The 13,728-nt window shown below is 75.1% G+C and carries 7 protein-coding genes and 4 pseudogenes; 7 read left to right on the top strand and 4 right to left on the bottom strand.

Translation table 11 applies throughout. The features are described from left to right. Positions 1 to 84: 84 nt before the first annotated feature. A complete protein-coding gene (locus tag QMQ26_RS03475) occupies positions 85 to 960 on the bottom strand; it encodes a 2,3-dihydro-2,3-dihydroxybenzoate dehydrogenase (protein WP_282204711.1) in 876 nt (291 codons plus the stop codon). Positions 961 to 1,217: 257 nt separating this feature from the next. On the opposite strand from QMQ26_RS03475, the pseudogene QMQ26_RS03470 reads away from it, so the two are divergent. The 4 genes and pseudogenes from QMQ26_RS03470 to QMQ26_RS03455 all read left to right on the top strand — a co-directional run bounded on the left by QMQ26_RS03470 (position 1,218) and on the right by QMQ26_RS03455 (position 7,431). After that, positions 1,218 to 2,848: pseudogene (locus QMQ26_RS03470) on the top strand (AMP-binding protein). A gap of 291 nt (positions 2,849 to 3,139) precedes the next feature. Next, complete coding sequence (locus tag QMQ26_RS03465; RefSeq protein ID WP_282204710.1) at positions 3,140 to 4,978, top strand: hypothetical protein; 1,839 nt, start codon at positions 3,140 to 3,142, stop codon at positions 4,976 to 4,978. 493 nt (positions 4,979 to 5,471) lie between these two features. After that, positions 5,472 to 6,482 (top strand): hypothetical protein, encoded by a 1,011-nt coding sequence (locus QMQ26_RS03460; protein ID WP_282204709.1) that lies wholly within the window; start codon positions 5,472 to 5,474, stop codon positions 6,480 to 6,482. Between the two features lie 96 nt (positions 6,483 to 6,578). After that, a pseudogene (locus QMQ26_RS03455) lies at positions 6,579 to 7,431 on the top strand (DMT family transporter). A 163-nt stretch (positions 7,432 to 7,594) separates the two neighbouring features. Here QMQ26_RS03455 and QMQ26_RS03450 read toward each other — a convergent pair. Together QMQ26_RS03450 and QMQ26_RS03445 are read right to left on the bottom strand one after the other, a co-directional pair. Beyond that, positions 7,595 to 8,362 (bottom strand): HPF/RaiA family ribosome-associated protein, encoded by a 768-nt coding sequence (locus QMQ26_RS03450; protein ID WP_282204708.1) that lies wholly within the window; start codon positions 8,360 to 8,362, stop codon positions 7,595 to 7,597. Further along, positions 8,362 to 9,099 (bottom strand): DedA family protein, encoded by a 738-nt coding sequence (locus QMQ26_RS03445; protein ID WP_282204707.1) that lies wholly within the window; start codon positions 9,097 to 9,099, stop codon positions 8,362 to 8,364. The genes QMQ26_RS03450 and QMQ26_RS03445 overlap by 1 nt, the downstream gene beginning before the upstream one ends. A gap of 97 nt (positions 9,100 to 9,196) precedes the next feature. Between QMQ26_RS03445 and QMQ26_RS03440 the strand changes: the two are divergent. The 3 genes and pseudogenes from QMQ26_RS03440 to QMQ26_RS03435 all read left to right on the top strand — a co-directional run bounded on the left by QMQ26_RS03440 (position 9,197) and on the right by QMQ26_RS03435 (position 11,288). Beyond that, positions 9,197 to 10,557, top strand: a pseudogene (locus QMQ26_RS03440) (vWA domain-containing protein). A gap of 54 nt (positions 10,558 to 10,611) precedes the next feature. Then, positions 10,612 to 10,923: pseudogene (locus QMQ26_RS37910) on the top strand (low temperature requirement protein A); the annotation flags it as partial. A gap of 128 nt (positions 10,924 to 11,051) precedes the next feature. After that, positions 11,052 to 11,288, top strand: a complete 237-nt coding sequence (locus QMQ26_RS03435; RefSeq protein WP_282204706.1) for a hypothetical protein — start codon at positions 11,052 to 11,054, stop codon at positions 11,286 to 11,288. 616 nt (positions 11,289 to 11,904) lie between these two features. On the opposite strand, the gene QMQ26_RS03430 is transcribed toward QMQ26_RS03435, so the two are convergent. After that, positions 11,905 to 13,071 carry a PP2C family protein-serine/threonine phosphatase gene (locus tag QMQ26_RS03430; RefSeq protein ID WP_282204705.1) on the bottom strand — a complete coding sequence of 389 codons (1,167 nt, stop codon included), beginning with the start codon at positions 13,069 to 13,071 and terminating at the stop codon, positions 11,905 to 11,907. Positions 13,072 to 13,728: the final 657 nt, after the last annotated feature.

Below are 13,728 nucleotides of genomic sequence, written 5' to 3'. Positions count from 1 at the left end.
CGCCGCACGGACCCGCGGAGCCCGCCGGCCGGGCCGGGGCGCGCCGCGTCGGGCGGGCCGGAGGCGTCGGACGCGCCGGGCGGGTCAGGCCCGCAGCGTCGCGCCGCCGTCGACGTACAGGTCGTGCATGGTGATGTGCCGGGCGCGGTCGCCGGCCAGGAAGGCGACGGCCTCGGCGACGTCCTCGGGATCGGCGATCCGGCCGAGCGGGATGCCGACCCGGTAGCTGCCCGGATCGCCCTCCAGGACGCGGCGTTCGGCGTCGGGGTCGGTCCACAGCGAGCGCTGCATGGCGGTGTCGGTGGAGCCGGGGGAGACCAGGTTGCAGCGCACCCCGGCGGCGGCGAGCTCCAGGCCCAGGCAGCGGACGTACATGGTGGTGGCGGCCTTGGACGCGGCGTACGCGGCCATGCCGGTGCGCGGGACGCCGGCGGCGTTGGAGCCGACGGTGACGATGCTGCCCCGGCCGCGCTCGGCCATCCGGCGCCCGACGGCGCGGCAGGTGTGGAAGACGCCGGTGGTGTTGACGTCGAAGGAGTGCTGCCAGTCGGCGTCGGTGAGTTCCAGCGCGGGCGCCACGTGCAGCACGCCCGCGACGTTCACCAGCACGTCCACCGGGCCGACCTCGCGCTCCACGCGTTCCACCAGCGCCTCGACGGCGGCCCCGTCGGTGACGTCCAGCCGCTGGACGGCGCCCGGGCCGGTCGCCGGGCCGCCACCGTCCGCACCGCCGTCACCGCCGCTCTCACCGCCGTCGCCGCCGCGCAGGTCGCAGCCGACCACCCGGGCGCCGCGCGCGGCGAGCAGGGCGGCCACGGCCGCGCCGATGCCCTGGGCGGCGCCGGTGACCAGCGCGACCCGCCCCTCGAAGCTGTCCCCGGCACCGAGGGCGGCGCCGGGCTCGGGGCCGGTGCCGGTGGCCGCGGTGGCGGGTGCGGGTATGCGGGTGGTGAACGGCATGGGGGTGCTCCCGGGTGTACGGATGCGGCGGATCGGAGGACCCCGACCCACTTAGGTTAGGTTAGCCTAATCATGCTTCCTGAGCTGCCCCGCGACCACCCTGCCCCGACGCCGGACTGACCCCCCGTCACCCCCGCCCCCGCCGACCGCGCGCTCGCGGACCGGGCGCCGGACCGAATCCCGGGAAGGGGCTGGTCAAGCGGCCTCCGGCTGCGCAGCATGGGTACCCGTCGGTACACCCCGCCCAGGAGGCCCCCTTGTCGCGCGATCCGCTCCCGCTCAGCCACTCCTCCGGCCCGTCCGCGGTGCCGCTGCTCGGCGACACCATCGGGGCCGACCTCGACCGGGCGGTGCGGGCCTTCCCGGAGCGGGAGGCGCTGGTCGAGTGCGCCACCGGCCGGCGCTGGACGTACGCCGAGTTCGCCGCCGACGTGGACGCGGTGGCGCTCGGGCTGCGCGCGCGGGGCGTGGGCCGGGGCGACCGGGTGGGCATCTGGGCGCCGAACCGGGCCGAGTGGACGCTCACCCAGTACGCCACCGCCCGGCTCGGCGCGATCCTGGTGACGATCAACCCGGCGTACCGCGCGCACGAGGTGGAGTACGTGCTGGTGCAGGCGGGGGTGCGGCTGCTGGTGGCCGCCGAGCGGTTCCGGACCTCCGACTACGCGGGCATGATCGCCGAGGTGCGCCCGCGCTGTCCGGAGCTGGCCGCGGTGGTGCTGCTGGACGGCCCGGACTGGCCGGACCTGCTGGCCGCCGGGCGGGCCGGCGACCGGGCCGAACTGGAGGCGATCGAGCGGGAGTTGAGCGCCGACGACCCGATCAACATCCAGTACACCTCGGGCACCACCGGCTTCCCCAAGGGCGCGACGCTCTCGCACCGCAACATCCTGAACAACGGCTACTTCGTCGGCGAGCTGTGCCACTACACCGAGCGGGACCGGATCTGCCTCCCGGTCCCCTTCTACCACTGCTTCGGCATGGTGATGGGCAACCTCGCCGCCACCTCGCACGGCGCCTGCACGGTGATCCCGGCCCCGGCCTTCGACGCCGCCGCCACGCTCGCCGCGGTGGCCGCCGAGCGGTGCACCTCGCTGTACGGGTGCCGACCATGTTCATCGCCGAGCTGGCCGACCCGGGCTTCGACGGGTACGACCTGTCCAGCCTGCGCACCGGCATCATGGCGGGCGCCCCGTGCCCGACCGAGGTGATGAAGGGCGTGATGGACCGGATGGGCATGACCGAGGTGTCGATCTGCTACGGCATGACGGAGACCTCCCCGGTCTCCACCCAGACCCGGGTCGACGACTCGGTCGAGCGCCGGGTCTCCACCGTCGGCCGGGTCGGGCCGCACCTGGAGGTCAAGGTGGTCGACCCGGACACCGGCCGCACCGTCCCGCGCGGCGAGCCCGGCGAACTGTGCACCCGCGGCTACTCGGTGATGCTCGGCTACTGGGCCGAGCCGGAGCGGACCGCCGAGGCGGTCGACGCCGACGGCTGGATGCACACCGGCGACCTGGCGGTGATGGACGCGGAGGGGTACCTCTCCATCACCGGCCGGATCAAGGACATGGTGATCCGCGGCGGCGAGAACGTGTACCCGCGCGAGATCGAGGAGTTCCTGTACACCCACCCGGACGTGCTCGACGTCCAGGTGATCGGGGTGCCCGACGCCAAGTACGGCGAGGAGCTGATGGCCTGGGTGCGGATGCGCGAGGGCGCGCCGCCGCTCACGGCCGAGGCGGTGCGCGCATTCTGCACCGGACGGCTGGCCCACTTCAAGGTCCCGCGCTACGTACACGTGGTCGACGAGTTCCCGATGACGGTCACCGGCAAGGTCCGCAAGGTCGAGATGCGTGAGCTGGCGGCGGCGATCCTGGCCGGCTGAGCCCCCGCCGCCACCGACCGCCGACCGGGGCCGCCGACCACCGCCCACCGGCGCTGACCGGCGCTGACCGGCGCTGACCGGCGCCGCACCGAGGGCCGGACCCCGCCCGGGGTCCGGCCCTCCGCCGTGCCCGGCCGGACCGGGCACGTCACAGGTCTTGACGCCCCTCTTTTCTCAGACGTTAAATCTCGGCGTGAAGTAAGCGGGCCGGTTCGAGAGCTGACGTGCCGTCAGCGAGCCGTCCGGTCCCGGCCGTCCTCCCCGGAACCCACCAGACGGGTGTGCACCCCCATGAACCGAGCTCCCCGGTACCGCAGATACGGCCTCGCGGCCGCCGCCGCGACCGCCCTGGTCGCGGCCCTCGTCGCCCCCACCACCCAGGCCGCCGCGGCCCCCGTGCCGCCCGGCGGCGGCAGCCTCGGCGAGAACGCGATCGTGCTCGACCCGAGCATGCCCAAGGCCCAGATCCAGGACCGGCTGAACGCCCTCGCCCAGGCCCAGGCCGGCAACGAGTTCGGCCCCCAGCGCTACGCGGTCCTGTTCAAGCCCGGCACCTACGGCACCGCCGCCGACCCGCTGGTCTTCCCGGTCGGCTTCTACGAGAGCGTGGCCGGCCTCGGCCGCAACCCCGGCGACGTGGTGATCAACGGCTCCGTCAACGTGTACAACCAGTGCGTCGGCGGCGACCAGTCGCAGTGCTACGCCACCACCAACTTCTGGCGCTCGCTCAGCAACCTCACCGTCAACGTCGCGGGCCAGAGCGGCTGTTACGGCAACACCGACTTCTGGGCGGTCTCCCAGGCCGCGCCGCTGCGCCGGGTCCGGCTGAACGGCAACGTGACGCTGATGGACTACTGCACCGGCTCGCCCTCCTGGGCCAGCGGCGGCTTCATCGCCGACTCCCAGTTCACCGGCGCCACCGTGGTCAACGGCTCCCAGCAGCAGTTCTTCACCCGCACCAGCAGCCTGGACGGCTGGAGCAACGGCGTCTGGAACCAGGTGTTCTGCGGCACCGAGGGCGCCCCCGCGCAGTCCTTCTCCACCGACCCGGCCGCCGCCCCCTACACCACCCTGGACACCTGCCCGGTCACCCGCGAGGCCCCCTACCTCTACCTGGACGACCGCGGCCGGTACCGGGTGTTCGTGCCCGCCGTCCGGCGCGACTCGCGCGGCACCAGCTGGGCGGACGGTCCCACCCCGGGCCGCTCGATCTCCCTGGACGACTTCTACGTGGTCCGCCCCGGCGCCGACGTCAAGCAGATCAACGCCGCCCTCAAGGCCGGCCGCCACCTGCTGCTCACCCCCGGCGTCCACCAACTGCCCGACGCGATCAAGGTGACCCGCCCCGGCACCCAGGTGATCGGCCTCGGCTTCGCCACCCTCGTCCCGACCGAGGGCAACGCCGCCCTCAAGGTCGACGACGTGGACGGCGTCAACGTCTCCGGCCTGATCATCGACGCGGGGGAGAAGAAGTCCAAGGTCCTGATGCAGGTCGGCAACCGGGGGAGCGACGACTCGCACCGGAACGACCCGATCGCCCTGTCCGACGTGTTCTTCCGGGTCGGCGGCGCGCTGAACGGCGCGGCCGACACCGCGCTGGAGGTCAACAGCGACGACACCCTGATCGACGACGCCTGGATCTGGCGCGCCGACCACGGTGCCGGCGGCGGCAGTTGGACCGGCGCCCGCAGCGACACCGGACTGGTCGTCAACGGCGACCGGGTCACCGCCACCGGCCTCGCCGTCGAGCACTTCCAGAAGACCGAGGTCGAGTGGAACGGCGAGCACGGCAAGGTGGTGTTCTTCCAGAACGAGAACCCCTACGACGTGCCGAACCAGGCCGCCTGGATGGCGAGCAGGAAGCAGAAGGGCTACCCGGCGTTCGCCGTCGGCCCGAAGGTGAAGACCTTCGAGGGCTGGGGCATGGGCAGCTACTCCTACTTCAACCAGGGCGTCGACATCCGCAACTCGACGGCCTTCCAGGCCCCGAGCACCCCGGGCGTCACGTTCCACGACCTGCTGACCGTCTTCCTGAACGGCTCCGGCGGCATCGACTCGGTGATCAACGGCACCGGCCGCGCCGTCGACCCCACCTTCGGCGGCCCCAGCAACGTCGTCTCCTACCCGTGACGGCCCGCTGACCGCCCGTCCCGCCGACCGCCCGCCCCACCGGCCGACCACCCCCGGACCCGGCCCGCCGCGCACTCCGGCCCGAGCGCGCGGCGGGCCGCACCACGTGCGCCGTCGACCCGGCCGCCACCTCCGGACGACGGCGTTCCCAGGAAACACTCAGGAATGCCGTCGTTCGGCCCAATACGCCGATCTCCGGCCTGACGGATGGTCAGGTTGGCGTGTCTTCGCAAGAAGGCAACCGACCGTTCGTCAGAGGAGATCCCGCCTTGTCTCGTCCCCGTCCCACCCGGCGCGCACTGATCGCCACCTCCGCCTTCGTGGCCGCCGCGAGCACCCTGGCCGTCCCGGCCGCGTACTCCACCGACAGCCGTCCCGCCGCCCCCACCAGCGGGTCGCGGCCGCGACCACCATCACCGAGAACCGGCTGCCCTTCACCACCCGTTTCGAGGGCGACTTCCACGGCGGCATCACCCACATCAGCAACACCCTGATGACCTGCGACGAGACCCAGCCCCCCGTCGACCCGGCCCAGGCTCCCTGCGAGCAGGCCCGCAACGGGGACGGCTCGCGCCCGATCAACAACAACTTCCAGATGAAGTACATCAACATCGACGGCCCCGGCCACATCGGCCCGCTCGGCGACCCGATCTACTCCTCCAGCTCCGCCGACCTCCAGATCCCCGAGGACGCCACCGTCAAGTTCGCCCGCCTCTACTGGGGCGGCACCCGCGGCATCGGCAGCACCGTCCTGCCCGAGAGCCAGATCGACGAGATCTACTTCAAGTTCCCCGGCGACGCCCAGTACACCAACATCGCCAACCAGCAGCCCTCCATCGGCTACATCACCACCGACGACGAGAGCAGCTACCAGGCCTCCGCCGACATCACCGAGCAGGTCCGCAACCACGGCTCCGGCACCTACGAGGCCGCCGACATGGACTCCGTCGTCAAGGCCCACAGCTGGGGCGGCTGGACGGTCGTCGTCGCCTACGAGCGCGAGTGCGAGCCCCTGCGCCACCTGCACGTCTGGGACGGCTTCCAGCCCGAACTGCCCAACAGCCCCGCCCTCACCGGCGTCCTGAGCGGCATCAAGACCCCCGCCAGCGGCCCCGTCACCGGCCACCTCGGCTGGGTCGTCTATGACGGCGACCACAAGTGGACCGGCGACACGATGGACATGAAGTCCACCAACGGCCCGCTCACCCGCTTCTCCGACGCCCTGCACCCGGCGGACGACGCCTTCACCTCCAACCTCGACAACGCCGACCCGGCCCAGCGCTTCCCGCGCAACCCCGCCTACCCCAACTCCTTCGGCTACGACGCCAACCGCTGGGACGTCTCCCCGTACCTGCGCAACGGCGACACCGGCATCAACGTCACCGTCAACACCCAGGGCGACGGCTACAACCTCGGCGTCTTCTACGCCGACGTCGACATCGACCCGGCCTCCCTCCGCGGCGTGAAGACCCAGCCCCGCTCCGCCTGGACCGGCCAGCGGTAACCGCCGCTCCGAAGCCCCTTCCCCGCGCGGGGAAGGGGCTTCGGCCGTCCGGGGGAAGCGGGGTTCGGCGCGCGCGGAGGGGGGAACCGGTCTCGGGTGGACGTGCTCGCTGTGGTGTTCGCCGTGCTCGGGGCCGCCTCCAACGCGGCCGGGACCGCCTTCCAGCGGAAGGCGGCGTCCCGGGTGGCGCGGGGGGGGGCTGCGCTTCCTGGCGGTGCTGGCCCGGGACCCGGCCTGGGTGCTGGGCATCCTCGGGGTGGCCGGGGCGGCGCTGTTCCAGGCCCTGGCCCTGGTGTTCGGGCCGCTCGCGCTGGTGCAGCCGGTCTTCGTGCTGGAACTGCCGTTCGCGCTGCTGATCGCCGTGCCGCTGCTGCACCGGCGGATTCCGCCCGCCGGATGGGCGGGCGTCGCGGCCGTGGTCGGCGGCCTCGCGCTGTTCCTCGGGTGCGCCGCGCCCTCCGGGGCCGAGGACCACGCGCCGATGAGCCGGTGGACGCCCGTCCTGGCCGGCTGCCTCGGGGCGATGGCGCTCTGCGTGGCCGCCGCCCGCGGCCGGGGCCCGGTGTTCCGGGCCGGGGCCCTGGGCACCGCCGCCGCGATCGGCAACGCGCTGACCGCGGCCCTGCTGAAGTCCGCCACCGGCACCTTCTCCGACCACGGCCCGGCCGCCTTCCTGACCGCCTGGCAGACGTACGGCTTCGCGCTCACCGGCATCGCCGCCGTCCTGCTGCTGGAGAACGCCCTCCAGGCCGGCCCGCTGCTCGCCTCCCAGCCCGCGCTGACCATCGGCGACGCCTCGGTCAGCCTGCTGCTCGGCGTCGTCCTGTTCGACGAGCAGGTCCGCACCGGCCTGCTGCTGATCCCCGAACTCCTCGCCGTCGCCCTGGTGGCCGGCGGCGTGGTCACCCTGGTCCGGGCCGTCCCGAACATCCGCGAGACGACGCGCTGAACCGGCCGCCGCGCCCCGCCCCGGAGCGTCCCGCCGCGCCCCGGAGCGTCCCCCCGCGCCCCGCAGCGGACGCGCGGGGAACCGGGGACGGCCCCACACCGCCCCCGGCCCCCGGGCCGCGCCGCTCCCGGCCGGACCCCCACGGCCGCCGGGAGCCGGTCCGCTACCCGGCGGGCGCGACCAGCCCGTAGTGGCCGTCGTAGCGGCGGTACAGGACGTGGCCGCGGCCGGTCCCGGCGTCGGTGAAGAAGACGAACGGCAGACCGCTCAGGTCCAGCCGCTCCCGGGCCCCGGCGAGGGTCAGCCGCGGCACGGCCAGCCGACCGGTCACCAGCCCCGGCACCGGCGCGGACAGCGGCCCGGCCGAGGCCAGCCGGTAGCCGCCCGCGGTGCCCCGGTACACCACGCCCTCCCGGCCGCTGCCCGCGTCCGTGAACAGGTGGAAGTCGTGGTCCAGCGCCTCCAGTTCGCGCACCGCGGCGAGCGGCGTGCAGCGGGCCGGGCCGTAGCTCCCGTGCCGCACCACCCGGCGCTCCTCGGGCGGGCGGACCCGGTGCTCGGGACGGTGCCCGCCGCCGTCGGCCGGGAGGCCCAGCGGCTCGTGCGGGTGCTGCCGCTGCCGGCGCAGCCGGGCCAGCCGGGAGACCAGCCGGTCCTGGAGCAGGTCGACGGCCTCGCGCATGGTCCGCGCCGCGACGTGCGCCCGCACCGGGCGGCCGTTCAGGTCCACCACCACCTGGGCCAGTGACGGCCGGGCCACCGTGCGGTGCGGCTCCTGGACCAGCCGCACCCGCACCCCGAGCACCGGCTCCTCCAGCCGTTCCAGCACGGCCCGCACCTTCACCCGCGCGTAGTCCGGCGCACCGGCCGACACCGCGCCGCGGGTCTCCACCAGCACCTCGGCCCTGGGGCGGGTCTGCAGACGGTCCATCAGAACTCCTTTCCCGATGCCCCCCACTGTGCGCCGCGCACCGGGGCCGGGCCGAGGGCCGAACGGCCCCCTCCGGCCGGGTCAGTCGTCCCCGCCCGCGTGCTCCTCCGCGCCCGGGTGCTCCTTCTCCCGGGCGTGCTCCCTGCGGTGGCCGCGGACGTAGTGGACCAGCACCGCCAGCACCAGCACGCCCGCCACCACCAGCGCGGCGGTCCGGCCGACCGTCCCCTCGACCCTGGTGTAGCCGCGCCCGCGAAGTAGCCGAGCAGGACGAAGCCGACGCCCCACAGCAGGCCGCCGAGCGCGTTGAACAGCAGGAACCGGCGGTACGGCATCCGGGACACCCCCGCCAGGGCGGGCATCAGGGCGCGGAAGAAGGCCACGAACCGGCCCAGCAGGACGGCCGCCGGGCCCCGGCGGCGGATCAGGTCCTGGGCGCGGCCGATCCGGTCCGCGTGCCGGCGCAGCGACGTGGTCTCCAGCACCCGCGGGCCCAGCCGCCGGCCCACCTCGTAGCCGACCGAGTCGCCGAGCACCGCCGCGCCCACCACCGTCACCAGGACCCAGCCCAGCGAGACGCCGCCCTGGTGGGCCAGCACCCCGCCGAGCACCGCCGCGGTCTCGCCGGGCAGCACGAAGCCGAAGAACAGCGCGTCCTCGGCGAACACCAGCGCCGCCACCACCGCGTACACCACCGGCCCGGACAGGCCGCCCAGCCAGTCGGTCACCGTCCGCACCCGGACCACCTCGCTCCCGTCCCACCGTAACCCGCGCACGCGCGACGGACCGGGACCGGACGGTGCCCGGCGCGGGCGCGGCGGGCAGACTGGGGAGGTGACAGCGACTCCACTCCCCAAGGGCGGCAACCTGCCGGTCGACGCCGCCGCCGTCCGGGCCCGACTCGCCTGGCGCGCCGGGCCCGGGGTCCCCGCGGTCGGCACCGCCGCGCTGCTGATCGGGCCGGACGACGGCCCGCGGTTGGTCCGCGCGCAGGCCCCCGGCGTCCTGGTGCGGCCGGACGGGATCGACGTCGACCTGGCCGCGCTGGCGCCCGCCGTGCAGCGGGTGCTGCTGCTGGCGCTCTCGGACGGCGCCGGGCTCGGCGCCGTCCCCGGGCTGTCGCTGCTGCTCGGCGACGCCCGTGGCGGGGCCGAGTTGGCCCGTTTCGACCCCGGCGCGGGCGCGGAGACCGCGCTGGTCTGCGGCGAGCTGTACCGGCGCGGGGGCCGCTGGAAGTTCCGCGCCGTCGGCCAGGGCTGGGCGGACGGCCTGGCGGGTCTCGCCGTCGCGCACGGGTTCACCCTCCCGGAGCCGGAGCCGGAGCCGGAGCCGGAGCCGGAGCCGGAGCCGGAGCCCTCGCCCGTGCCCATGCCCTCGCCCGTGCCCATGCCCTCGCCCGTGCCGGAGGTGACGGCACGTCAGGAGGATTCGGCCCGGGACGAGCTGGCGCTGCCCGTCGACATGCGCGAGCGGCTGAGCCTGCGCAAGCGGCAGGTCGCGGTCAGCCTGCGCAAGCACGGCGCCCAGCACCTCACCGCGCGGGTGGTCCTGGTGCTGGACGCCTCCGGTTCGATGGCCGGGCTCTACCATCGGGGCGTGGTCGCCGACGTGGTGGAGCGGATGGCCGCCGTCGCCGCCCAGTTGGACGCGGACCGCACCATGCAGGCGACCTGGACCTTCGCCACCTGGCCCGCCCGGCTGCCCGACCTGCGGCTGTCCGAGCTGCCGCAGTGGCTGGGCCGGCACGTCCGGGTCGGTGAGGTGTCGCTGTTCGCCGCCGCAGGCTCCGTCCGCCGCTGCCCGACGGGCGGATCGACATGAAGTCCGTCGGCATCGGCAACGACGAGCAGCGGGTGATCGCGCAGGTCCGCGACCACGTCCGGGAGAACCCGGCGGACGAGCCGACCCTGGTGCTGTTCTTCTCCGACGGCGGCGTCTACCGCAACAGCGAGATCGAGCGCGAGCTGCGGGCGGCCGTCGAGGAGCCGGTGTTCTGGCAGTTCGTCGGCCTCGGCCACGGCGACTACGGCGTCCTGGAGCGCTTCGACACGCTGCCCGGCCGCCGGGTCGACAACGTCGGCTTCTTCGCGGTCGACGACATCAGCACCCTCCCGGACCCGGAGCTCTACGACCGCCTGCTGTCCGAGTTCCCACAGTGGGTGGCGGCGGCCCGCCGGGCGGGCATCCTGCGCTGAGGCGCGTGCGGCGCGTGCGGCGCGCCGGAGCCGTCCCGCCGGGCGGTGCCGATCATGGGGGTGGACGCGGAGGACGGGACGGGCGCGGCGGCCGAGCGGCACGCGGGGTGGAACGAGCTGTTCTTCGACCTGATCGCGGTGGCCGGGGTCGGGCAGCTGGCGCACCTCCTGCACGCCGGGCCGGACTGGGGCGCGGTCGGGCTGTACGGGCTGCTGTTCGCGGGCGTTCTGGCTGAGCTGGGCGTGCTTCACGGTGTACGGGGACGTGCCGCGGAGCGGACCAGCTCGTTCGCGCTGTTCGCGGCGATGGCCGGGATGGCGGTGATGGCGGCGGCCGTCGAGGGCGTGCACGAGAGCACCCGGGCGAACGCCTTCGCGCTCGCCTACGTGCTGCTGCGCTGGTACGCGGGGCGGCTGTGGCGGCAGGGCCGGAGCCTGCTGGTGGTGCCGGACTGGCCGATCGCGCAGTACGCGGCGGGCGGGGTGCCGTGGGTGTGTCGCTCTTCGCGCCGGAGGGCTGGCGCTACTGGCTGTGGGGCGCGGGCCTGCTGGTGGACGCGCTGCTGCTGGCCGCCGCCAGGGGCGACGACCGGGAACGGATCGCCGCGCGCTGGCGGCCCGGCAGCGGCGGCACCCGGGCGGGCCGGGGGCGGACCGGCCGCTGCCGGAGCTGCGGCGAGGCGGAGGTGGACGCCACGCACCTGGGGAGCGGCTGGGCCTGTTCATGGTGATCGTGCTCGGCGAGGGCGTGATCCAGGTGATCCGCGCCGCGTCCGACCGGGAGCACTGGGACGTCCGGCTGGCCTGGACCGGCTGGCCGCGATGACGCTGCTGGCCGCGCTGTCGGTGCTGAGCGTGCGGCGCGGCGCGGTCGCCTTCCCGCAGCTGCTCGCGGCGGCCGGCCGCGCTGGGTGCTGCTCTGCCACGCGCTGGCTCCGCCGCGCTGGCGGCGCTGGCGGCCGGTCTCGGCCGGCCGGTCGAGCACGCCGGCGGCCCGCTGCCCGACGACACCCGGCGGCTGCTGTGCGCCGCCCTGGCCGGCTACTTCGCGGTGACGGCGGTGGCGGTGCTGCCGACCCTGGACACCCCGGGCCGGGCGCGCGGCCTCCTGGCGCACTTCGCCCCGGCGGTGCTGCTGCCGCTGCTGCTGGCCCTGCTGCCGCGTGTCGCTCGCCGCCGGCCCGGTGGTGCTCCTGCTGCTGCTCGCCACCCTGTGGGCGCGCGGCTACCGCCCGGAGCGCGCCGGGTAGCGGGCGGACGGGGTCCGGTGGCCGGTCAGGCCGCCGGGGCCTGGTGAGCAGGAAGCAGATGTCGTCCTCGCGCGAACAGTTCGCGGCAGCATCCGGTTCAGGACGTCCTCGGCGCCGGCCTCGGTGTCGCCGCCCGAGCGGTGCGGAGGAGCCGAGGACCGTGGCGAGCCGGTCGATGCCGAGCCACGTCCTCGCGGCGGCGCTCGACCAGGCCGTCGGTGTAGAGCAGCAGGGCGGAGCCGGGAGCGAGGAGGAGGCGGTGGTCGCGGACGGTCTGGTCCATCGGGAGGCCGAGCATCGCCCCGCCGCGCTGCCGCAGCGCCCGGATCTCCCCGTCGGCCCCGCGCAGCAGCGGCGGGAGGTGGCCGGCGGTGGCCCAGGTGACCTCCGGGCTGCCGGGGCGGTGGTGGGCGATCACGGCGGTGGCGCACAGGCCGGGCTCGGTGTGGCGCAGGAAGACGTGCAGGCGGGTGAGCAGCTCCCCGGGCGAGTCCTGGCTCATGCCGTAGGCGCGCAGGGCGTGCCGGAGCTGACCCATCATCACCGCGGCCCGCAGGCCGTGGCCGGTGACGTCGCCCACGACGGTGAGCAGCGAGCCGTCGGGGCGGGTGAAGGCGTCGTACCAGTCGCCGCCGACGTTCATGCCGCGGGTGGCCGGGAGGTAGCGGGCCGCGAGGCGGACGCCGGAGCCGGTCGGCAGGTCGGTGAGCATGGCCCGCTGGAGGGTCTCGGCGGTGTGCCGCTCGCGCTCGTAGCGCTGGGCGTTGTCGAAGGCGACGGCGGCGCGGCCGGCGAACTCGGTCAGCATGGCGACGTCGTCCGGGTCGAAGTCGGCGGCGCGGACCAGGTCCAGCACGCCGTGGACGGTATTGCGGGCGGTGAGCGGGAGGGTGAGGCGGCGGGGGCGTCCGGGCCGTCGGCGGCGGCGCGCTGCGGCAGGCCGGTGCGGGCCGCGGCGGTGACGGGGTGGTCGGCGTCCGGGCGGGTCGGCCGGCGCCCGGGCCGCCGGGGGCGGCAGGAGCCGGCCGGCGTGGTCGGTCAGCCAGATGTCCGCCCGCTCGGCGTGGCCGGGGACGAGCAACTCGTCGAGGTGGCGCAGGATCTCGGCCCGGTCCAGCGAGGCGCTGAGCAGCGCGCCGCCGCCGGAGAGGAAGGTGAGGCGGGCGCGCATCCGTTCGGCGTGCAGCCGGGCGGCCTGCTCGGAGGCCAGCAGGAGCCGTTGGGCGCGGTCCGCCTCGGCGAGTTCCGCGTGCAGCGCCACCACGCCGCGGTTGGTCTCCTCCAGTTCGCGGCTGTGCCACTCCAGCAGGTCGAGGACGGCGGAGGCGTCGGTGTCCCGGCGAACAGGGCCTCGACCAGGTCGGTGGTCGGGTCGCCGCCGTCCGCCGAGCCCTGCCAGGCCGGGTGCAGTCCGCCCTCCGGCGGGCCCACGGTGAGGGTGGTTTGCCAGACGGGCGTGTCGGCGGCGGCCTGCGGTACAGCGCCAGGTGGAGCCGGGGCGGGGAGCCGGCGCCCTGCACGTTCAGCCGGGCCGCGCAGCGCTCCGCGGTGAGCCGCTGCAGGTGGGCGGTGAGCGAGGAGGTCAGCCGGACGCGTTCGAGCGGCGCAGGCCGGCCCACCGGGCCAGGTGGTGCACCGTGGACCGGGCGCGGGCCGCCTCGGCCGGGGAGGTGATCGTCTGGACGAAGGACGGAGCGGTCATGGTTCCCTAGTCGCGGGGAGCGGGGGAGGGCGGTGTCGAGGGCGGCGGGGCCGCCTGGTTCTCCCTCCGTCGGCCGGGCGCGGCGGTCGACGTGTGCTGTCCGACAACATTTGTCTCGCGACAAGTGTAGCCGCCGGAGGCCGCCTGAAACGGGTTCCTTCCTCCAAATGCGTGAATTCCTCACATGTCCCCCCGTTGTTCGGGTACGCGCGCGGCAGC

Source organism: Kitasatospora fiedleri (assembly GCF_948472415.1).
Taxonomy (GTDB): domain Bacteria; phylum Actinomycetota; class Actinomycetes; order Streptomycetales; family Streptomycetaceae; genus Kitasatospora; species Kitasatospora fiedleri.
Note: the sequence above shows the minus strand (reverse complement) of the source record. Positions and strands in the feature narration are given on the sequence as shown.